The organism is Streptomyces sp. NPDC042002, from assembly GCF_055588305.1.
The window spans coordinates 81,026-101,820 of sequence record NZ_JBVJCT010000026.1 but is presented as its reverse complement, the minus strand read 5'-3'; the positions used below and the strand labels follow the sequence as shown (position 1 = coordinate 101,820).

General features: G+C 70.6%; 16 protein-coding genes. 5 read left to right on the top strand and 11 right to left on the bottom strand.

What is annotated here, in order from left to right; translation table 11 throughout:
• Window positions 1-110 precede the first annotated feature (110 nt).
• The 3 genes from ACZ6KY_RS29785 to rimP form a co-directional block, all read right to left on the bottom strand.
• Entirely contained in the window at window positions 111-389 is a 279-nt protein-coding gene (locus ACZ6KY_RS29785; RefSeq protein WP_469313352.1) for a YlxR family protein, read from the bottom strand.
• 101 nt (window positions 390-490) lie between these two features.
• A complete protein-coding gene (gene nusA, locus ACZ6KY_RS29780; protein WP_365873415.1) occupies window positions 491-1,489 on the bottom strand; it encodes a transcription termination factor NusA in 999 nt (332 codons plus the stop codon).
• Between the two features lie 2 nt (window positions 1,490-1,491).
• Window positions 1,492-1,989, bottom strand: a complete 498-nt coding sequence (rimP, locus tag ACZ6KY_RS29775) for a ribosome maturation factor RimP (RefSeq protein WP_355842119.1) — start codon at window positions 1,987-1,989, stop codon at window positions 1,492-1,494.
• A gap of 252 nt (window positions 1,990-2,241) precedes the next feature.
• On the opposite strand from rimP, the gene ACZ6KY_RS29770 reads away from it, so the two are divergent.
• The 3 genes from ACZ6KY_RS29770 to ACZ6KY_RS29760 are packed head-to-tail and all read left to right on the top strand — an operon-like array spanning window position 2,242 to window position 4,334.
• Entirely contained in the window at window positions 2,242-2,886 is a 645-nt protein-coding gene (locus ACZ6KY_RS29770; protein WP_469313351.1) for a hypothetical protein, read from the top strand.
• The gene (locus ACZ6KY_RS29765) at window positions 2,883-3,356 is read left to right on the top strand and encodes a ferritin-like domain-containing protein (protein WP_469313350.1); all 474 of its coding nucleotides are present in this window, start codon (window positions 2,883-2,885) and stop codon (window positions 3,354-3,356) included. Before ACZ6KY_RS29770 ends, ACZ6KY_RS29765 begins: the two co-directional genes overlap by 4 nt.
• 39 nt (window positions 3,357-3,395) lie before the next feature.
• Window positions 3,396-4,334, top strand: coding sequence for an aminoglycoside phosphotransferase family protein (locus ACZ6KY_RS29760; protein WP_469313374.1), 939 nt, complete (start codon window positions 3,396-3,398; stop codon window positions 4,332-4,334).
• A 313-nt stretch (window positions 4,335-4,647) separates the two neighbouring features.
• Here ACZ6KY_RS29760 and ACZ6KY_RS29755 read toward each other — a convergent pair whose 3' ends face one another.
• From ACZ6KY_RS29755 to ACZ6KY_RS29720, 8 genes are all read right to left on the bottom strand, one after another.
• Complete coding sequence (locus ACZ6KY_RS29755) at window positions 4,648-6,339, bottom strand: proline--tRNA ligase (RefSeq protein WP_469313349.1); 1,692 nt, start codon at window positions 6,337-6,339, stop codon at window positions 4,648-4,650.
• A 71-nt stretch (window positions 6,340-6,410) separates the two neighbouring features.
• Window positions 6,411-6,980 carry a GNAT family N-acetyltransferase gene (locus tag ACZ6KY_RS29750; RefSeq protein WP_469313348.1) on the bottom strand — a complete coding sequence of 190 codons (570 nt, stop codon included), beginning with the start codon at window positions 6,978-6,980 and terminating at the stop codon, window positions 6,411-6,413.
• A gap of 61 nt (window positions 6,981-7,041) precedes the next feature.
• Window positions 7,042-7,890 carry a GNAT family N-acetyltransferase gene (locus ACZ6KY_RS29745; protein WP_469313347.1) on the bottom strand — a complete coding sequence of 283 codons (849 nt, stop codon included), beginning with the start codon at window positions 7,888-7,890 and terminating at the stop codon, window positions 7,042-7,044.
• Between the two features lie 198 nt (window positions 7,891-8,088).
• Window positions 8,089-9,246: a flavodoxin-dependent (E)-4-hydroxy-3-methylbut-2-enyl-diphosphate synthase gene (gene ispG / locus ACZ6KY_RS29740; protein ID WP_261708026.1), complete on the bottom strand. Its 1,158-nt coding sequence runs from the start codon at window positions 9,244-9,246 to the stop codon at window positions 8,089-8,091.
• 168 nt (window positions 9,247-9,414) lie between these two features.
• On the bottom strand, window positions 9,415-10,719 hold the full coding sequence (locus ACZ6KY_RS29735) for a M50 family metallopeptidase (protein WP_469313346.1): 1,305 nt from the start codon (window positions 10,717-10,719) through the stop codon (window positions 9,415-9,417).
• The gene (gene dxr / locus ACZ6KY_RS29730) at window positions 10,716-11,972 is read right to left on the bottom strand and encodes a 1-deoxy-D-xylulose-5-phosphate reductoisomerase (RefSeq protein WP_469313345.1); all 1,257 of its coding nucleotides are present in this window, start codon (window positions 11,970-11,972) and stop codon (window positions 10,716-10,718) included. The genes ACZ6KY_RS29735 and dxr overlap by 4 nt, the downstream gene beginning before the upstream one ends.
• Before the next feature lie 192 nt (window positions 11,973-12,164).
• A complete protein-coding gene (gene secA, locus ACZ6KY_RS29725) occupies window positions 12,165-14,927 on the bottom strand; it encodes a preprotein translocase subunit SecA (RefSeq protein WP_469313344.1) in 2,763 nt (920 codons plus the stop codon).
• A 160-nt stretch (window positions 14,928-15,087) separates the two neighbouring features.
• Window positions 15,088-17,019 (bottom strand): acyl-CoA dehydrogenase family protein, encoded by a 1,932-nt coding sequence (locus tag ACZ6KY_RS29720; protein WP_469313343.1) that lies wholly within the window; start codon window positions 17,017-17,019, stop codon window positions 15,088-15,090.
• A gap of 452 nt (window positions 17,020-17,471) precedes the next feature.
• Here ACZ6KY_RS29720 and ACZ6KY_RS29715 point away from each other — a divergent pair, with 452 nt between their 5' ends.
• Window positions 17,472-18,485 carry a LacI family DNA-binding transcriptional regulator gene (locus ACZ6KY_RS29715; protein ID WP_469313342.1) on the top strand — a complete coding sequence of 338 codons (1,014 nt, stop codon included), beginning with the start codon at window positions 17,472-17,474 and terminating at the stop codon, window positions 18,483-18,485.
• Window positions 18,486-18,715: 230 nt separating this feature from the next.
• Entirely contained in the window at window positions 18,716-20,758 is a 2,043-nt protein-coding gene (locus ACZ6KY_RS29710; protein WP_469313341.1) for a glycoside hydrolase family 31 protein, read from the top strand.
• Window positions 20,759-20,795 lie beyond the last annotated feature (37 nt).

The window sequence follows — 20,795 nt, the reverse complement described above, 5'->3', positions numbered from 1 at the left end:
CTACTTCATGGGCGTACTCATCGCGTGCTCATCGAGTGCTCATCGCAATCTCGACCTACTTCCAACTCGCGGAATACCAGGGCCGCACGGGGGTTCCGCACGACGCTTTCTTACGGGTTTGCCTGCTCGACGCAGAGACGCAACGCCTCGGTGTCGAGCGGTCCCGGGGCGCGCAGCGCCCGTGGGATCGCCCGGCGGCGGACCGCCAGATCGAGACAGACCAGAACGGGATGCACGTACGCACCCCGGCCGGGCAGCGTACCGCGATGATCGGGGGCGCATTCGCCCTCGACCGCCACGATGCGCAGCAAGTCTCTCTTGGCCGCTCGCTCCCGGCACCCCACACAGGTGCGTTCAGGGCATGCGCGGGCTCGCGTCCGGCCAGACACTCTTGAGTCTACCTCCCCGTACCGACCTCACCCCTTTGGGGCACGAATCGAACGGTTGTTGTCGTGATGTAAGCGATCCGCGGGCCGGATCTATTCCCGGTCTATTCCCCGCGCTGCTCGGCGGGCTGCTCGGTGTCCGGACGGATGTCGATCCGCCAGCCGGTGAGGCGGGCGGCGAGGCGGGCGTTCTGGCCCTCCTTGCCGATCGCCAGCGACAGCTGGTAGTCGGGGACCGTCACGCGCGCGGAGCGGGCCGCGAGGTCGACGACCTCGACCTTGGAGACACGGGCCGGGGAGAGCGCGTTCGCCACCATGTCGGCCGGGTCGTCCGACCAGTCCACGATGTCGATCTTCTCGCCGTTCAGTTCGGCCATCACGTTGCGCACCCGGCCGCCCATGGGGCCGATGCAGGCGCCCTTGGCGTTCAGACCGCTGCGGTTGGACCGGACGGCGATCTTCGTGCGGTGGCCGGCCTCACGGGCGATGGCGGCGATCTCGACGGAACCGTCGGCGATCTCCGGCACCTCCAGCGCGAAGAGCTTCTTCACGAGGTTGGGGTGCGTACGGGACAGGGTCACGGACGGACCGCGGACACCCTTGGCCACCCGTACGACGTACGAGCGCAGGCGCAGGCCGTGCTCGTAGTTCTCGCCGGGGACCTGCTCCTGCACCGGCAGGATGGCCTCCAGCTTGCCGATGTCGACGAGCACGTTCTTCGGGTCGCGGCCCTGCTGGACCACACCGGTGACGATGTCGCCCTCGCGGCCCGCGTACTCGCCGAGGGTCGCGTCGTCCTGGGCGTCCCGCAGGCGCTGCAGGATCACCTGCTTGGCGGTGGTCGCGGCGATCCGGCCGAACCCCGACGGGGTGTCGTCGAACTCGCGCGCCTCCTGACCCTCCTCCAGGTCCTCGGGGTCCTCCTTCGCCCACACGGTCACATGGCCGGTCTCCCGGTCGAGTTTCACGCGCGCGCGCCGGCGGCTTCCCTCGGTGCGGTGGTAGGCGATGAGGAGGGCCGACTCGATCGCCTCGACCAGCAGGTCGAAGGAGATCTCCTTCTCCCGCACCAGACCCCGCAGGGCACTCATGTCGATGTCCACGGCTACGCCTCCTCTTCCTTCTTGTCCTTGCGGCTGAACTCGACCTGGACGCGGGCCTTGACGATGTCCGCGAAGGCGAGCCGCTTGGCGGTGGGCTTGCGCCCCTTCACGCCCGGCACTTCGACATCGAGACCGTCGTCCTCGACCCGCAGGATCCTGGCGAGCAGTTCTTCGTTCTCCGCCAGCTGGAACTTCACCAGGCGGTCGGTGGCACGTACGTAGTGACGGTGCTCCTTGAGCTCGCGCTCGGCACCGGGGGTTCCGACTTCGAGGGTGTATTCCCCCGCGCCCATCGCGTCCGTCTCGTCGAGCTTCGCCGAGAGCGCGCGGCTCACATCGGCGATCGCGTCCAGGTCGGCACCTTCGTCAGAGTCGACGACGACGCGCAGAACACGCTTGCGGCCTACGGTCTCCACTTCGATCTCTTCCAGATCGAGGCCCTGGGAGCTCACGAGCGGGTCCAGGAGTTCTCGCAGCCTCTCGCTCTGGGTCGTGCTCATCCGGGTGACTCCTCGGCCGCGTGTGCTGTTGTGGGTTGGTCGCGTGTCAGCTCAAAGGGTATCCGGTCGCGGAGGGTGTTGCCGTCCACCGGGACGCGTGCGCCCGCGCCGGAAGGTCCCGGAGGGCGTCCGTGAAATCGCGCCGGAGACAGATGGAGGAGAGCCGCTGGGAGGTGTTCGGCCGATGCGCGGGTACCGTGATCACGGGCAGCTCGCCCATACTTTCGTTCGAGCCCTCCGAGGACGTCTGCCGTGTCGTTCCCCCTGCCGTCGCGCACCCCGTCGGGTCCGCGCCGAAGGACCCTGCTCGCGGCCGCCGCGGGCGCCTTCGCGCTCGCGGGCTGTTCCGCTCCCGAGCCGTCCAGCGACACGACGGGCGGCAGCCCCTCGGCCGCGGACCGGGCCCGCGCGCGCGGGGCCCGCGACAGCCTGACGCTCTCCGACCGGTACACCGCGGTGATCGCCGCCCATCCTGACCTGGCGGGGCGGCTCGGCCCGCTGCGGGCGGAGGTCGTCCGGCATGCGACGGCGTTCGGAGGCGGCAGCGCGGGGGCGTCGGCGTCCCCGTCGGGGTCCGCGTCTCCCTCCTCGGCCTCCTCGATGGCGTCTCCGTCCGCGTCCTCGTCGGCGTCGGTGTCGGCATCCGCTTCGGCGTCGGCCTCGAGTTCGGTGTCGGTGCCGCCCTCCGCTTCGGCTTCGGCTTCGGCCAGTGGCTCCCCCGGTGTGGCGGCCCGGCCCAAGGACGCGCTCGCCGACCTCGCCTCCGCCGAACTGGCGCTCGCGGACGAACGGACGCAGGCCCTGGTGGAGGTTCCCGGCGAGCTCGCCCGACTGCTCGCCTCCGTGGCGGCGGCCGGTGCGGCCCACGCGTTTCTGCTGACGAAGGCGGCGAAGTGAGCAAGCGGAACAAGACCGAGGAAGCCGAGCTGAGGGCCCTGCAGGCCGCGCTGGGCGCCGAGCACGCGGCCGTCTACGGCTACGGCGTCGTCGGCGGCCGGATCGGCGCGGCCCGGCAGACGGACGCCCGCTCGGCGTACGACGCCCACCGCGCGCGCCGGGACGAACTGGCCCGTGCGGTGAAGGACATGGGCGGTACCCCCGAAGCCGCGTCGGCCGCGTACATGCTGCCGTTCCCGGTGACGGACACCGCCGCGGCCATACGGTTCGCGGCCGAGCTGGAGGAGCGGGTGGCCGACGTGTACTCCGACCTCGTACGCGCCGCCGTCGGCGACCGGCGGCGCATGGCGGCCGGGGCGCTGCGGGAGGCCGCGGTCCGTGCGGTGCGGTGGAGCGGCGAGAGCGTAGCCTTCCCTGGGCTCGCCGAGCGGGCGGGCGCCCCGTCCGCCACGGCGCCCTCGCCGACGTAACGCGACCTGGAAGGGAACCTCTCGCGCATGGACTCGCGCATGGCCTTCGAACCGCCGCAGCGCCTTCTTCGGGCGCTCGGCGAGACCCGCCGGAGCGGGTCGGAGGGGGCCGACGAGTGGCTGGAGCGGCTGCCCGAGACCGCCCAACAGGCCACCGGTCTACGCGAGTTGACCGTGGAACGGGTGCAGGCACCGGGTGGGCGCAGCAGTCTCGTCGTCCTGGTGCGGCAGGCCGACGGCACGCCCGCCGTGCTGAAGCTGGCGCCCGAGCGGGCGCGTCCGGAGAGCGAGCGGGCCGCGCTCGCGCACTGGGACGGCCGCGGCGCGGTCCGCGTTCTCGACCCCGGAGACACCCCCGACACCCACGGCGTCCTGCTGCTGGAGCGGCTGCACCCGGACATGTCCGTACGGTCGCTGCCCGAGGCGAAGGCCCTGCTCGAGGCGGCGGGGACGCTGCGGCGGCTCTGGGTCGAGCCGCCCACAGGCCATGTCTTCGAGACCGTCGCGGAGCGGACCGGGCGTCAGGCCGAGGCCATGCGGGCCACGGCGACGGCCGAGAACGGTGCCGGAGCCGGTGCCGAGGTGACGGCCCTGGTAGACGCGGCGCTCGCGGCCCGCGACGGGCTGCTGGCCGGGCCGCCCGAGGCGCGGCTGCTGCACGGCACCTTCCGGCAGAGCAAGGTGCTCGCCGGGGAGCGCGCGCCCTGGCTGGCCGTGGGTCCTGACCCGGTGGTCGGCGAGTGCGCGTTCGACCTGGCCCGGCTGGTCCGCGACCGGGTCGAGGACCTCATCGCGTCGCCTTCGGGGCCGTCGATCACCCGGCGCAGGGTCAAGCGGCTCGCCGAGTCCCTGGACGTGGACCAGGAGCGGCTGCGCGGCTGGACCCTGTTCCGCGCCGTCGAGTCGGGCGTCCGGGCGGGCCGGGTCGGCCGCCTGCGCGACGCCGAACTCCTCCTGGAGTTCGCCGGCTGGCTCTGAGGGCTGTCCCGACTCCCGCTCGGCTACGGCGAGTTCGAGGCCGTCGGACAACGGCCGGGGATCCGGCGGGAGTTCGCGGGCGGGTCCGGCGGTGTACCGGTTCCGAATCCCCGGCGCACCACCGTCGGCGCCCGCTCGGGTCCGGTCCGGGCGGCTGCTCATTCGTACGGCGCATGCCACAAGGCCCGTACCACGCATGACGCATGACGGTCCGTCACGTCCTGCGCGTGCGGGCGCGGCGCAGCCGGGGAGAAACGGGCCGGCGGCGCCCCCGCCCCTCGAAGAGGAGGTTGAGGCGCCGCCGGGTGAGCCGCTAGGCCGTCAGGCGGGCGATCGCCTCTTCGACGGTCAGTTCCTCGCGCTCGCCGGTACGGCGGTCCTTCAGCTCCACGACGCCCTCGGCCGAGCGGCGGCCGGCGACCAGGATCGTCGGTACGCCGATGAGCTCCGCGTCGGTGAACTTCACGCCCGGGGAGACGCCGGCGCGGTCGTCGACCAGGACGCGGACGCCCGCGGCGCCGAGCTTCTCGGACACGTCGAGCGCCAGCTCGGTCTGGAGGGCCTTGCCCGCGGCGACCACGTGCACGTCGGCGGGAGCGACCTCCTTGGACCAGCACAGGCCCTGCTCGTCGGCCGACTGCTCGGCCAGCGCGGCGACCGCGCGGGAGACGCCGATGCCGTACGAGCCCATGGTCACGCGGACCGGCTTGCCCTGCTGCCCGAGAACGTCGAGACCGAACGTGTCGGCGTACTTGCGGCCGAGCTGGAAGATGTGACCGATCTCGATGGCGCGGTCCATCTTGAGGCCGGTGCCGCACGCCGGGCAGGGGTCACCCGCCTGCACCACGACGACGTCGAGGTAGTCGTCGACCTCGAAGTCCCGGCCGGCGACGACGTTCTTCGCGTGCGTGTTGATCTTGTTGGCGCCGGTGATCCAGGCCGTGCCGGGCGCGACGCGCGGGTCGGCGATGTAACGGATCTTCTCCAGGCCCTGCGGGCCCACGTAGCCGCGTACGAGGTCGTCGCGGCCCTCGAAGTCCTCGGCCGTGACGAGCTCGACGACCGCCGGGGCGAGGTGCTCGCCCAGCTTGCCGAGGTCGACCTCGCGGTCACCGGGGACACCCACGGCCACGATCTCGCCGTCGACCTTGACCAGCAGGTTCTTCAGGGTCGCGGAGGCGGGCACGCCCAGGTGCCCGGCGAGCGTCTCGATGGTCGGGGTGTCGGGGGTGTCCAGCTCCTCGACCGGGCCGTGCTCCTCGAAGACGGGCGTGAGCTTGAAGGTCACGGCCTCCGTGTTGGCGGCGTAGTCGCAGGCCGGGCAGTCCACGAAGGTGTCCTCACCGGCGGCGGCGGGCGCGAGGAACTCCTCGGAGGCCGAGCCGCCCATGGCGCCGGAGACGGCGGACACGATGCGGTAGTCGAGACCGAGGCGCGCGAAGATCTTCTGGTAGGCCGCTCGGTGCAGCGCGTAGGACTCGGCGAGGCCCTCGTCCGTGATGTCGAAGGAGTACGAGTCCTTCATCTGGAACTCGCGTCCGCGCAGTACGCCGGAACGCGGGCGGGCCTCGTCGCGGTACTTCGTCTGGATCTGGTAGAGCATGACCGGCAGGTCCTTGTACGAGGCCACCTGGTCCTTCACCACCAGGGTGAAGATCTCCTCGTGCGTCGGGCCGAGCAGGTACTCGGCGCCCTTGCGGTCCTTGAGGCGGAAGAGGAGGTCGCCGTACTCCTCCCAGCGGGCGGAGGCCTCGTAGGGCTCCTTGGGCAGCAGGGCCGGGAGGAGGACCTCCTGGGCGCCGATCGCGTCCATCTCCTCGCGGACCACGCGGGAGACGTTGTCGAGGACCTTCTTGCCGAGCGGCAGCCAGGTCCAGATGCCCGCGGCGTTACGCCGTACGTAGCCGGCGCGGACGAGCAGCTTGTGGCTGAGCGTCTCGGCGTCCGCCGGGTCGTCACGCAATGTCTTGACCATCAAACGGGACATGCGCTGGACCTGGGCCATGATTCTCGACTCCTGCTGCGTAAGGGTGATGTCTGGAGGTTAGCCGGGCAGCGGCCGTCCCCGGAAATCCATTAGCGGTGTCGCAGCGGAAGCGGGGCGCCCATCACGGCGTACGGCTTGGGTGCGCTGGGGAACAGGACCCGCTGTGCGAGGTCCTCGTAGCCGAGGGAGCGGTACAGGCCGCGGGCCGGGCTGTCGAAGTCGATCGCCGAGAGGATCGAGCGGGGTTCGGCCGCGGTGTCCGTGATGGAGGTGATCAGGGCCCGGCCCACACCCCGGTTCTGGAAGCGGGGGTGGACGTGCAGTTCGGTGATCACGAAGGAGTCGTCGAGCCAGCCGTCGTGGCCCCGGCCGCGCAGATACGGTTCGACGACGGTGGACCACCAGTGCGCCCGGTCGTTGGGCATGCCGTAGACGAAGCCGACGAGCCGTCCGTCGAGCGTGGTAGCGCCGAGCGCGTGGGCTCCCGGGTAGGTGAGGTGGCGCAGCACGATCTGACGTCGTACGGCGATCTCGTCGGCGCCGAGCCCGAAGGCGAGCGCCTGCACGGCGAGCGCCTCGTCGACGCGCGCGGTGAGATCCAGCGGGCCGATGACCACGTCGTGGGAGTCGCGGGGGCCCTGACCGGGGAAGCGCAGCATGCCGGGAGACTACCTGGCGAACAGCGGGACATGTGAGGTCCCGGCGGGCCCGCGCCAGGCGTCAGAACAGGACACTCATGAACGCGCCGACCTCTTGGAACCCGACACGGCGGTACGCCGCCCGCGCCGCCGTGTTGAAGTCGTTGACGTAGAGGCTGACGACCGGGGCGACATCGGCGAGGGCGTAGCGCAGCACGGCCGCCATACCCGGGGCCGCCACTCCCTGGCCGCGGTACTCGGGGGCCACCCACACGCCCTGGATCTGGCAGGCCTGGCCGGTCGCGGCGCCGATCTCGGCCTTGAAGACGACCTTTCCGTCCTGGTCGAGGCGGGCGAAGGACCGGCCGGAGCCGACGAGTTCGGCCACCCGGGCCTGGTAGAGCAGGCCGCCGTCGCCGGCCATCGGCGAGACGCCGACCTCCTCGGTGAACATGGCGACGCAGGCCGGCATGATCGTCTCCATCTCGTCCTTGCGGATGCGGCGGACGAACGGATCCGGGGCGATGTCGGCGGGCAGCCGGTCGGTCACCATCAGCGGCTGGTGGGCGCGGACCTCGCGGGCGGGGCCCCAGCTCGGTTCGAGCAGCCGCCACAGCTGGGCGGTGGGTCCGGCGGGCCCGACGATCGAGGAGCAGCGGCGGCCGCCCCTGCGGGCCCGGTCGGCGAAGCCGCGCACGGCGCGCTGGGTGGCGCAGATCGGGACGAGGTTGGCGCCCGCGTAGCAGAGGGACTGGAGCATGCCGTCCTCGTACCAGCCCCACATCTCGCCGCCGAGCCGCCATGGGTCGAGCCCGGCGGCCTGTACACGGGAGGCGACGAAAGCGTTCGCCACCGGCTCGCGGCCGAGCACGGCGAGCGCGGCGTCCAGGTCACTCGGTTCGAGGACCCTGGTGGTGGTCTGGGTCAACACGTACGGAGGCCTCACCCTGGGGTCTGCTGATCTCCGCACTGTACCTGGCGAGGTTGTGCCTCGCCCGCCCTCCTGCACGGGCTGACCGGCCGGGGCCCCGGCGGCGACGGACCGACCGGAAACCCCGGCCGGTCCGGGGTTCACCGAGAACCTCGGACCGGCCTGGTTCCAGGGTGTGCGGCGGAGTCCGGCCGGGCGTCAGCCGGCGACGGACACCGACGGCTCGCCGGAGGCGATGCCCTCGGCCTCCATCTGTTCGGCGAGCTTCATCGCCTCCTCGATCAGGGTCTCCACGATCTTCGACTCGGGGACGGTCTTGATGACCTCGCCCTTGACGAAGATCTGGCCCTTGCCGTTGCCGGAGGCGACGCCGAGGTCGGCCTCGCGGGCCTCGCCCGGGCCGTTCACGACGCAGCCCATGACGGCGACGCGCAGCGGGACCTCCATGCCGGTGAGGCCCGCGGTGACTTCCTCGGCCAGCTTGTAGACGTCGACCTGGGCGCGGCCGCAGGACGGGCAGGAGACGATCTCCAGGCCGCGCTGCTTGAGGTTCAGCGACTCCAGGATCTGCAGGCCGACCTTGACCTCCTCCACCGGCGGGGCCGACAGGGAGACGCGGATGGTGTCGCCGATGCCCTCGGAGAGCAGGGCGCCGAACGCGACGGCCGACTTGATGGTGCCCTGGAAGGCGGGGCCGGCCTCGGTCACACCGAGGTGCAGCGGGTAGTCGCAGGCGGCGGAGAGCTGGCGGTAGGCGTTGACCATGACGACGGGGTCGTTGTGCTTGACCGAGATCTTGATGTCCCGGAAGTCGTGCTCCTCGAAGAGGGAGGCCTCCCACAGCGCGGACTCCACGAGCGCCTCGGGCGTCGCCTTGCCGTACTTCTGGAGCAGCCGCCTGTCGAGCGAGCCCGCGTTGACGCCGATCCGGATCGGGGTGCCGGTGTCGTTGGCGGCCCGCGCGATCTCCTTGACCTGGTCGTCGAACTGCTTGATGTTGCCGGGGTTGACGCGGACGGCGGCGCAGCCGGCGTTGATCGCGGCGAACACGTACTTCGGCTGGAAGTGGATGTCCGCGATGACCGGGATCTGGGACTTCTTGGCGATCGTGGCGAGCGCGTCGGCGTCGTCCTGGGTGGGACAGGCGACGCGCACGATCTGGCAGCCGGAGGCGGTCAGCTCGGCGATCTGCTGAAGCGTGGCGCCGACGTCCGACGTACGTGTGGTCGTCATCGACTGCACCGAGACGGGTGCGTCTCCGCCCACGGCCACGGTTCCGACCTGGATCTGCCGGGTCTTCCGGCGCTCGGCCAGCTTGGTCGGAACGGACGGCATGCCGAGAGAAATCGCAGTCATCTGCTGTGCAACCCCAAGTTGTGGATCAAGGTCCCGGAATCGTGGGCTCCAGGCTTCGAGATTACGGTACGGGCGCGCCACCGAGCACATCACGCCCCCGCCCCCAAACCCACTCAATGGAAGGCGGCCGGACACCCAGGGTGCCCGGCCGCCGCAAACGCAGGCTTACTAGCTGATTTTCACCGGGTTGACCACGTCCGCCACGAGCACCAGCAAGGTGAAGCAGACGAAGATTCCGGCCACCACATAAGCCACCGGCATCAGCTTCGCCACGTCGAAGGGGCCCGGGTCGGGCCGCTTCAGGACCTTCGCCGTGTTGCGGCGCAGCGCCTCCCACAGCGCGCCCGCGATGTGCCCGCCGTCGAGCGGGAGCAGCGGGAGCATGTTGAACAGGAACAGCGAGAGGTTGAACCCGGCGACCAGCAGCAGCATCATCGCGACCTGCTGCGACGCGGGGATGTCCAGGGTGAAGACGTCGCCGCCGATGCGGGCCGCGCCGACCACGCCCATCGGGGAGTCGGCCTTGCGCGGGCCGTCGCCGAAGGCCGCGTTCCACAGGTCGGGGACCTTGCCGGGCAGCGAGACGAGGGACTCGACGCCGTTCTGCATCATGTCGCCCATGCGGTTCACGGACTGTCCGAAGGACTGCTCGACGATGCCGAAGGCGGGCGTGAAGCCGAGGAATCCGGCGTACACGTACTTGCCCTGGACGTAGCCGCCGTTGCCGTCCGTCCGGCTCACCTGGTTCTTGATCAGATGGGTCTTCAGGGCGATCTGCCGCCCGTCGCGCTCGACGGTGATCGTGACGTCCTTGCCGGGGTTGCCCCGGATGTCGGACTGCAGGGCGGTCCAGTCGCGGACCGCCTTGCCGTCGAACGCGACGATCTTGTCGCCGCCCTTGAACCCGGCGGCCTTGGCGGGCGCCACCTGGTCGCCCTTCGCGCACTTCGTGCGGTCCTCGCTCTGCTGGATGACACAGTCCGAGACCTTGCTGACCGTGGTCGTCTCGGTGCGCACGCCGAACGTCATCATCACGCCGAGGAAGATCGCGACGGCCAGGACGAGGTTCATGAAGGGGCCGGCGAACATCACGATCACGCGCTTCCACGGCTTGCGCGTGTAGAAGAGGCGGGTCTCGTCGCCGGGCTGCAGCTCCTCGAAGGCCGCCGACCGGGCGTCCTCGATCATGCCCCGGAAGGGGGACGTCGAGCGGGCCTCGATGCGGCCGTCCGGGCCGGGCGGGAACATGCCGATCATGCGGATGTAGCCGCCGAGCGGGACGGCCTTTATGCCGTACTCCGTGTCGCCCTTCTTGCGCGACCAGATGGTCGGGCCGAAGCCGACCATGTACTGCGGCACCCGGATGCCGAAGAGCTTGGCCGTCGACAGATGTCCCAGCTCGTGCCACGCGATCGAGATCAGCAGCCCGAGCACGAAGACGACTATGCCGAGGATCATCATCAGGGTCGTCATGCACGAGCCTCCGCGGTTGTCGTCTGTGCCGTCAGTTCACGAGCCCGGGCGCGCGCCCAGGTCTCCGCTTCGAGGACGTCCGCGAGGGTCAGGGAAGTTCCCGTACGCGGTGTGCCGTGTTCCTCGACGACCCGGGTGACGGTCTCCATGATCCCGTTGAACGGCAGTGTGCCGTTCAGGAACGCGTCCACGCACTCCTCGTTGGCGGCATTGAACACCGCCGGGGCCGTACCCGCGAGCTGCCCCACGTGCCGGGCGAGCCCCACCGCCGGGAAGGCGTCGTTGTCGAGCGGGAAGAACTCCCAGCTCGACGCCTTCGTCCAGTCGAAGGCGGGCGCCGCGTCCGGGACGCGCTCGGGCCAGCCGATGCCGATGGCGATGGGCCCCCGCATGTCGGGGGGCGTCGCCTGGGCGATCGTCGAGCCGTCCGTGAATTCCACCATCGAGTGGACATACGACTGAGGGTGCACGACCACCTCAATCCGATCGAAGGGAATGTCGTAGAGGAGGTGTGCCTCGATGACTTCCAGTCCCTTGTTGACCAGGGTGGCGGAGTTGACCGTGATGACCGGGCCCATGGCCCAGGTGGGGTGTGCGAGGGCGTCGGCCGGTGCCACGTCCGCGAGCTCGGCCTTCGTACGGCCGCGGAACGGGCCCCCGGAGGCGGTCACGACGAGCTTGCGCACGTCCGCGCGGGTGCCGGAGGCCAGCGCCTGGAACAGGGCGGCGTGCTCGGAGTCGACCGGGATGATCTGGCCCGGCTTCGCCAGCGCCTTGACCAGCGGGCCGCCGACGATGAGCGACTCCTTGTTGGCGAGCGCGAGGGTGCGGCCCGCCTCCAGGGCGGCGAGGGTGGGCGCGAGGCCGATGGAGCCGGTGATGCCGTTGAGGACGGTGTGGCAGTCGGAGGCGGCGACCTGGGTGGCCGCCTCGGGTCCGGCGAGGATGTCGGGAAGGGGCTCACCGGGGGCGTAGTGGGCCGCGAGGGCCTCCCTGAGCGCCGGGACGGCGTCCTCGCGCGCGACGGCGACCGTCCGTACCCGCAGCCGGTGGGCCTGCTCGGCGAGCAGGGCGACCCTGCCGCCGGCGGCGGACAGCGCGGTGACCCGGAACCGGTCGGGGTTGCGCAGCACGAGGTCGATGGCCTGGGTGCCGATCGAGCCGGTGGATCCGAGGATCACGACATCCCGGACTCCGGCCACGGGGTCGAAGACGAGATGCGGATCAGCGAGGGGGGCTGGACTGTCACTCATCCCCCCATTGTGGCCGCATCACGTCGGCCGGAGGACAGTGCGTCCCTCATTCCGCCGCCTCCCCTCGTGATTCCCGTCGCCCGGCCGCGCCGAGGGGTCCGAGCGGGGTGGGGACATCCCGTACGGGCGGCGGTGGGCGCGCGCCGACCCGCGGGGGTTCCGGTGCGGCCGGCCGGCGTACTGATCCGCAGGTCAGCGCTTGCGGCGGCGCCTGGCTCCGGACCTCGGCGGCTTGGGGCGGTTCCGCGCGGGCGGTCCGCCGACGGGTTCGGGAGCTGTCTGCGCGGTCCCGGGCGGCTGTGTACGGGCGAACGCGCCTTCGACCACGCCGTCGGCCGTGTCGAGCGTCGGCGCGGTGAAGAGGAGGCCGTCGGTGCGGTCGCGCCGGTCGAGTGTCCCGTCGGCCGGGGCCGTGGCGTCGAGGTTGAAGACGTAGCCGACGGACTCCTCCTTGATCGCGTCGGTCATGGCTCCGTACATGTCGAAGCCCTCGCGCTCGTACTCGATGATCGGCTCGCGGCCGAGCGTCCAGCGCAGGCCGATGCCGTCGCGGAGGTAGTCCATCTCGTAGAGGTGCTCGCGCCACTTGCGGTCGAGGACGGAGAGGACGACGAGGCGTTCCAGGTCGCGCAGTGCGTCGGAGCCGAGTTCGCTCTCGCGGTCCTCGTACCGGGTGCGGATGTCGTCGGTCACCGTCTCGACGACCCGTTCGGTGGTGAGGTCGTCGCGGCCGCCGTAGCGTTCCTCCAGCTCCTCGACGGTGATCCCCACGGGGTACAGCTGCCCGAGCACGCCCCACAGCCGCTCCAGGTCCCACTCCTCCCCGAAGCCCTCGCCGGTCTCCTGCTCGATGTACGCCCGTACGGTGTCCTCCATGAAGTGGACGAGCTGCTCGCGCAGGTCCTCGCCGGCCAGGACCCGGCGGCGTTCGGCGTAGATGAGGGTGCGCTGCCGGTTGAGGACCTCGTCGAACTTCAGGACGTCCTTGCGGGACTCGAAGTGCTGCTGTTCGAGTTGTGCCTGGGCGGAGGCGATGGCGCGGGTGACCATCTTGTTCTCGATGGGCACGTCGTCGGGGACGTTCGCCATGGACATCACGCGGTCGACGACGTTGGCCCGGAACAGCCGCATCAGGTCGTCCTCCAGCGAGAGGTAGAAGCGGGAGGCGCCGGGGTCGCCCTGCCGGCCGGAGCGGCCGCGGAGCTGGTTGTCGATGCGCCGTGACTCGTGGCGCTCGGTGCCGAGCACATAGAGGCCGCCGAGTTCCTTGACCTCGTCGTGCTCGGCCGCGACCGCGGAGGTGATCCGGTCGAGCGCCCTGCGCCGTTCCTCCGGGTCCGCGTCCTCGCCCGCCTCGGCGAGTGCCATGGCCTCCGGGTTGCCGCCGAGCATGATGTCGGTGCCGCGGCCCGCCATGTTGGTGGCGACGGTGACGGCGCCCCGGCGTCCCGCCTGGGCGACGATCTGGGCCTCGTGCCGGTGGTTCTTGGCGTTGAGGACCTCGTGCCGGATGCCCTGCCCGCGCAGCAGCACCGAGAGCAGCTCGGACTTCTCGACGGAGGTGGTGCCGACCAGGACGGGCTGGCCGAGGTGGTGCTTCTCGGCGATGTCGGCGAGGATCGCGGCGTACTTCGCCTCCACGGTGCGGTAGATCTGGTCGGGGTCGTCGCGCCGGACCATGGGCCGGTTGGTGGGGATCGGGACGACGTGCAGCTGGTAGATCTGGTGGAACTCGGCCGCCTCGGTCATGGCGGTGCCGGTCATGCCGGCGAGCTTGTCGTAGAGGCGGAAGAAGTTCTGCAGGGTGATCGTCGCGAGGGTCTGGTTCTCGTCCTTGATCGTGACGCCTTCCTTGGCCTCGATGGCCTGGTGCAGGCCCTCGTTGTAGCGGCGGCCGGCGAGGATGCGGCCGGTGTGCTCGTCGACGATCAGTACCTCGCCGTCCACGACGACGTAGTCCTTGTCCTTCTTGAAGTGCTCCTTGGCCTTGAGGGCGTTGTTGAGGTGTCCGATCAGCGGGGTGTGGTCGGACTCGTAGAGGCTGTCGATGCCGAGCTGGTCCTGGAGGTACTCGACGCCGGGGTCCAGGATCGACACCGTGCGCGTCTTCGGGTCGTACTCGTAGTCGTGCCGCATCCGCAGTTCGGCGAGGCGGTCCTTGTCTGCCTGCGTGGTGAACTGCTCCTCCTGCACCCGTACGCCCTTCATGTGCTGGGCGAACGCGGCGAAGGCCTCGTACCAGTGCGTGGGCTGGTCGGCCGGGCCGGAGATGATCAGCGGGGTGCGGGCCTCGTCGATGAGGATCGAGTCGGCCTCGTCGACGATCGCGAAGTGGTGCCCACGCTGGACGAGTTCGTCCCGCGACCAGGCCATGTTGTCGCGCAGATAGTCGAAGCCGAACTCGGTGTTGGTGCCGTAGGTGATGTCGCAGGCGTACTGGGCACGGCGTTCGGCGGGCGTCGACTCCGTCCTGACGACGCCGACGGTCAGGCCCAGGAAGCGGTAGGCGCGCCCCATCCAATCGGCGTCGCGCCGGGCCAGGTAGTCGTTGACGGTGACGAGGTGGACTCCCTTGCCCGCGAGGGCGTTCAGATACACCGGCAGGGTGCCGACGAGGGTCTTCCCCTCGCCGGTCTGCATCTCGGCGATGTTGCCGAGGTGCAGCGCCGCTCCGCCCATGATCTGTACGTCGAAGTGGCGCATGCCGAGGATGCGGCGGGACGCCTCGCGCATCGCGGCGAAGGCTTCCGGCAGCAGGTCGTCGAGGCTCTCGCCGGCGGCGTGACGTTCCCGGAACTCCGGTGTGAGTGACTGGAGTTCCTCGTCGGTCAGTGCCCTGAACTCCTCCTCCAGGGAGCCGACCTGTGCGGCGAGGCGTTCGAGGCGGTGCAGTATCCGGCCCTCGCCCGCCCGCATGATCCTGCCGGTGATGGCGTCGAGCCCTTTTCCTGGCATGGGAATTCCCTCGCAGTCCGGCGCGGTCGATGCCGGGGAAAACCGCGAGGCGTCTCGGTGGAGTTCCCCGTTCGCCGTTGCGTTCATTGTCGGCGCCCTGCTGCGGCGCGGCAAGCAGCGCGACGGCGGACGGGGTCCGTCGGCGTGACCGGGACGATCGTCAGCGAATGGGCCGGTGGACGTTTTCCCGGGTGCTCGCGCCGGGTGTGGCGTCGGCGATCCAGGGGCCTTCGCCGGACGGGTCGAGTACGCCTTCCTCCAGCCAGGTGTAGGTGCCCGACAGGACACCCTTGACGACCTTGCGGTCGATGTCGTCGGTGTTGGTCCACAGACGTCCGAACAGCTCCTCGACGCGGACGCGGGACTGACGGCAGAAGGCGTCGGCGAGCTGGTAGGCCTCGCGGCCGTGTTCCCCTGTGGTGCGCAGGAGTTCGGCCCGTACACAGGCCGCGCTCATCGCGAAGAGTTCGGCGCCGATGTCGACGATCCGGCCGAGGAAGCCCTGCTTGGTCTCCATGCGGCCCTGCCAGCGCGACATGGCGTAGAAGGTGGACCGGGCGAGCTTGCGGGCGCTGCGTTCGACGTAGCGCAGATGCGTGGAGAGGTCGACGTCGTGGTGGAACTCGTTGTACGAGCGCGGGAGTTGACCGGCTCCGGCGACGAGCTTCGGCAGCCACTTGGCGTAGAAGACCCCGGCGTTCGCGCCCGCCTTCGCCTTCTCCGAGAGGGACTTGTCGGGATCGATGAGGTCGCCGGCCACCGAGAGATGGGCGTCGACGGCCTCGCGGGCGATCAGCAGATGCATGATCTCCGTGGAGCCCTCGAAGATGCGGTTGATGCGCAGGTCGCGCAGGACCTGTTCGGCGGGGACGGCGCGTTCGCCGCGGGCCGCCAGCGACGCGGCCGTCTCGAAGCCGCGGCCACCGCGGATCTGGACCAGTTCGTCGGCCATCAGGCAGGCCATCTCGGAGCCGTACAGCTTGGCGAGGGCGGCCTCGATGCGGATGTCGTTGCGGTTCTCGTCGGCCATCTGCGACGACAGGTCGAGAACGGCTTCGAGCGCGAAGGTGGTGGCCGCGATGAAGGAGATCTTGGAGCCGACGGCCTCGTGGAAGGCGACCGGCTTGCCCCACTGCTCGCGCACCGCCGACCACTCACGGGCGATCTTCAGGCACCACTTGCCCGCGCCCACGCACATGGCGGGCAGCGAGAGGCGGCCGGTGTTGAGGGTGGTGAGGGCGATCTTCAGGCCCGCACCCTCCGGTCCGATGCGGTTCGCGGCAGGCACCCGCACCCGGTGGAAGCGGGTGACGCCGTTCTCCAGGCCGCGCAGGCCCATGAACGCGTTGCGGTTCTCGACCGTGACGCCCTCCGAGGCGGCTTCCACCACGAAGGCCGTGATGCCGCCCTTGCGGTCCTCGGACTTCGGGACGCGCGCCATGACGACGAGGAGATCCGCGACGACGCCGTTGGTCGTCCACAGTTTCACCCCGTCGAGGATGTAGTCGTCACCGTCCGGCACCGCCGTCGTGGCGAGCCGCGCCGGGTCGGAGCCGACGTCCGGCTCGGTGAGCAGGAAGGCGGAGATGTCGGTGCGGGCGCAGCGCGGCAGGAAGGTGTCCCGCTGCTCCTGGGTGCCGAAGAGCTTCAGCGGCTGCGGTACGCCGATCGACTGATGGGCGGAGAGCAGCGCGCCGAGCGCCGGGTTCATGGAGCCGACCAGGGCGAGGGCCTTGTTGTAGTACACCTGGGTGAGGCCGAGACCGCCGTACTTGGTGTCGATCTTCATGCCGAGGGCGCCGATCTCCTTGAGCCCGGTGATGGTCTCGTCCGGGATCCGCGCCTCGCGCTCGATCCGGGCGGAGTCGATCTTCGTCTCGCAGAAGTCGCGCAGTTTGGCCAGGAACTCCTCGCCGCGCAGGGTGTCCTCGTCGGCGGGGAGCGGGTGCGGGTGGATCAGGTCGAGCCGGAAGCGGCCGAGGAAGAGTTCCTTGGCGAAGCTGGGCTTTCGCCAGTCCTGTTCGCGCGCGGCCTCGGCGACCTGTCGGGCCTCACGTTCGGTGACTGTGGGCTGGTGGGGTGTTGCGGACATGAGGCTCACCTCGCCGCGAATAGGGATCTTGGGGCTGTTCGTTACCGAACGGTGCTACTCGATCGTATTTACCGGATTCCCGGTGACCCCACCAGTCCTCACGCAGCGTTCGGCCCAATGGACGCCCCCGGGACCCCGGCCGGCGCCACCCCGTCACCCGGGTACCCGCCTGCTCTCTCACCCGCCGGCACGGGCACGGTCGGCGGTGTTGCGCCGGGGACGCCTTCCGGGGGACGGTCTGGGTACGCCGCTCAGGGGGCCACCGCACGTTCCACGAGGGCGCTGAACCGGGTTCAGGAATCTCGTTGCCGAAGTTCGGGAATTTCGTTGTCGAAGCGCTTCGACAACCTATGGACACGATTCCTCCACCGGGCTAGTGTCGAGCCACCCCCACTCGCCCCTATCCGTACCGCGCGCACTGTCGAAGCGCTTCACAAAGCTTGGAGAGCTGGATGGTCACCCTCGCCGAGGTCGCCCAGCACGCCGGAGTCTCGGCGAGCACGGTGAGCTATGTCCTCAGCGGCAAGCGGTCCATCTCCGCGGGCACCCGGCAGCGGGTCGAGCGGAGCATCCAGGAGCTCGGCTACCACCCGAACGCGGGCGCCCGCGCCCTGGCGAGCAGCCGGTCCAACATCATCGCGCTGATGGTTCCGCTCCGCACCGACATGTACGTACCCGTGATGATGGAGATCGCCATCGCGGTGGCCACGAACGCCCGGACGCACGGCTACGACGTCCTGCTGCTCACCGGTGAGGAGGGGCCCGACGCGGTGCGCCGGGTCACCGGCAGCGGGCTCGCCGACGCGATGATCCTGATGGACGTCGAACTCGACGACGAGCGAATGCCGTTGCTGCGCGAGACGGACCAGCCGTCCGTGCTCATCGGTCTGCCCGCCGACACCACCGGCCTGACCTGCGTCGACCTCGACTTCGGGGCGACGGGCGCGCTGTGCGCCGAGCACCTGGCGCTGCTCGGCCACCGTGACATCGCTGTCATCGGCGAGGCGCCCGCCGTCTACGAGCGGCACACCGGCTTCGCCGAGCGCACGCTCGACGGACTCCGGTCCCGCTCTAGGGAGTTGGGCCTGCGCGTACTGCACCGGCCCTGCGAGGGCGGCTACGACGCGATGGCCCTCACCCTCGCCCGCATCCTCGACGAGCGCCCGGGCACCACGGGCTTCGTCGTACAGAACGAGTCGGCGGTCGAACCGCTCCTCGCGCTGCTGCGCCGGGAGGGCCGCGCCGTGCCCGAGGACGTGTCGGTGATCGCGATCTGCCCGGACCAGGTCGCCACCCAGGCCTCGGTGCGGCTGACGTCGGTCGCCATCCCGGCGCAGGACATGGGCCGGCACGCCGTCGAGCATCTGATCGCCAAGCTCGAAGGGCGCGGCAAGGACGAAGTCGTACTCATCGCACCCGAGTTGACGGTCCGGGCGAGCACGGGGCCGGCGCCGGCCGCTCCCTGACCCAGGGCCCAGCACCCAGGACCCTTTCGAGGGCGCCCCTTCCGGGCCCCCGTCCCGGGCCTCTCTCTGCCGGGGGGGCACCCCCGTCCGCACACTCCTACCGCACCGCACCGCACCGCACCGCTCTGCATTGCTCTGCCCGCACCGCCCTGGCTGCACCCCTGCCCGCACCCCACCCGCACTCCCTGTCTGCACTCCTTCATGTCTGCACTCCTTCAGGAGCACTCGCCGTGAATCAGTCTGCCGAAACCCAGTCCCAGGTCAGCCTCGCGCAGTCCTCCCCGACCGTGGGCACGTTCCGTGAGCGGGACGGCGCGCTGGAGTGGAGCGGCCGCACGGAGACCGTCCGGATCGAGCCGTGGGGCCCCGACGCGGTCCGGGTCCGCGCCCGTCTCGGCGCCCCCGTACTCGAAGGCCTGCCGGGAGCGCTGCTCGACGAGCGGGAGGCCACCGCGAGCATGCTCGAACTCCGGGACGGCCAGGGAAGGTTGACGGTCGGAGCGCTGACCGTCGAGGTGAGCGCCGAGGGGCTGCTCCGCTTTACCCGCACCGACGACGGCAGTGAGCTCCTCGCCGAGGAGCGCGCCCACTTCTGGTGGCCCGGCTCGCGCCTGTACACCCCCACGGGGAACGGTCACCACCGTCTGGAGCAGCGCTTCGCCGCGTACGACGGCGAGAAGCTGTACGGCCTCGGGCAGCACCAGCACGGGCTGTTCGACCAGAAGGGCGCGGTCCTGGACCTCGTCCAGCGCAACGCCGAGGTCACCGTTCCGGTGCTCACCTCCAGCCGCGGCTACACCCTTCTGTGGAACAGTCCGGCCATCGGCCGGGTGGAGCTCGCCGGCAACGGCACCCGCTGGGTGGCCGACTCGGCCCGCCAGATCGACTACTGGATCACCGCGGGCACTCCGGCCGACGCCCAGCGCCGCTACAGCGCGGCGACCGGCCGTACGCCGATGCTGCCCGAGTGGGCGGCCGGATTCTGGCAGTGCAAGCTGCGCTACCGCACGCAGGACGAACTCCTGGAGGTGGCAAGGGAGTACAAGCGCCGGGGCCTGCCGCTGTCGGTCATCGTCTGCGACTTCTTCCACTGGACCCATCTCGGCGACTGGAGGTTCGACCCGGCCGAGTGGCCCGACCCCGCGGCCATGCAGGCCGAACTCGCCGGTCTCGGCGTCAAACTGGTCGTGTCGGTCTGGCCCTCGGTCTCCCCGCTCTCCGAGAACCACCAGCTCATGGAGCAGCGGGGCTACTTCATCGGCACCGAGTACGGACCGATGGCGCACGCCGACTGGCCGGACAAGGAGGTCGCGTCCACCGTCCAGGTGGCCTTCTACGACGCCACGAACCCCGAGGCGCGCGACTTCCTGTGGTCGCGGGTGAAGGACAACTACCTGGATCCGTACGGGATCTCGGCCTTCTGGCTGGACGCCTGCGAGCCGGAGCTGAAGCCGGGCTTCGCCGAGAACCTGCGCTACCACGCGGGCCCGGGTCTCGAAGTGGGCAACCTCTACCCGCGCGAGAACGCCCGCACCTTCTACGAGGGGATGGCCGCCGCCGGGGAGACCGAGATCATCTCCCTCAACCGCTCGGCCTGGGCGGGCAGTCAGCGCTACGGGGCCGCGCTGTGGTCGGGCGACATCGGAACCGACTTCGCGACCCTGCGCCGCCAGATCGCCGCGGGCCTCAACACCGCGCTGTCCGGCATCCCCTGGTGGAACACCGACATCGGCGGCTTCCACGGCGGCGACCCGGACGACCCCGCGTACCGCGAAGTCATGGTCCGCTGGTTCCAGTTCGGCGCGCTGTCCCCGCTGATGCGGCTGCACGGCTTCCGCGACCCCGGCCTGCCGCTCGGCCCCGGCATGACGGGCGGCCCGAACGAGGTCTGGTCGTACGGCGAGGAGGCCGGCGCCGTCATGGAGAAGTACCTGCGGCTGCGCGAACGCCTGAAGCCGTATCTGCTGGACGTCATGCGGGAGGCCCACGAGGAGGGGCTGCCGGTGATGCGCCCGCTGCTCCTGGAGTTCCCGGGCGACCAGGCGGCCTGGTCGGTGGACGACGCGTACCTCCTCGGCCCGGACCTGCTGGTCGCGCCGGTTCTCACCGCGGGCGCGACGGCCCGTACGGCGTACCTCCCGGCGGGTGCGCGCTGGACGGACGCGTGGACCGGGAAGTCGTACGAGGGGGGCGTGGCCGTGACGGTCGACGCGCCGCTGGACCGGATCCCGCTGTTCCTGCGGGACGGGGCGCGGCTGCCGGTGGCCGGTTAGGGCCGGTCCGGGACGGGTGCGGCCGGCCGGGGCGGAT

Coding starts and splice junctions, on each gene's coding strand:
- ACZ6KY_RS29715 (WP_469313342.1), top strand. CDS start 17,472: ATGGTCACCCTCGCCGAGGTCGCCCAGCACGCCGGAGTCTCGGCGAGC.
- ACZ6KY_RS29735 (WP_469313346.1), bottom strand. CDS start 10,719: ATGACGACCCTGATGATGATCCTCGGCATAGTCGTCTTCGTGCTCGGG.
- secA (WP_469313344.1), bottom strand. CDS start 14,927: ATGCCAGGAAAAGGGCTCGACGCCATCACCGGCAGGATCATGCGGGCG.
- ACZ6KY_RS29755 (WP_469313349.1), bottom strand. CDS start 6,339: ATGGCCCAGGTCCAGCGCATGTCCCGTTTGATGGTCAAGACATTGCGT.
- rimP (WP_355842119.1), bottom strand. CDS start 1,989: ATGAGCACGACCCAGAGCGAGAGGCTGCGAGAACTCCTGGACCCGCTC.
- ACZ6KY_RS29720 (WP_469313343.1), bottom strand. CDS start 17,019: ATGTCCGCAACACCCCACCAGCCCACAGTCACCGAACGTGAGGCCCGA.
- ACZ6KY_RS29750 (WP_469313348.1), bottom strand. CDS start 6,980: ATGCTGCGCTTCCCCGGTCAGGGCCCCCGCGACTCCCACGACGTGGTC.
- ACZ6KY_RS29760 (WP_469313374.1), top strand. CDS start 3,396: ATGGCCTTCGAACCGCCGCAGCGCCTTCTTCGGGCGCTCGGCGAGACC.
- dxr (WP_469313345.1), bottom strand. CDS start 11,972: ATGAGTGACAGTCCAGCCCCCCTCGCTGATCCGCATCTCGTCTTCGAC.
- ispG (WP_261708026.1), bottom strand. CDS start 9,246: ATGACTGCGATTTCTCTCGGCATGCCGTCCGTTCCGACCAAGCTGGCC.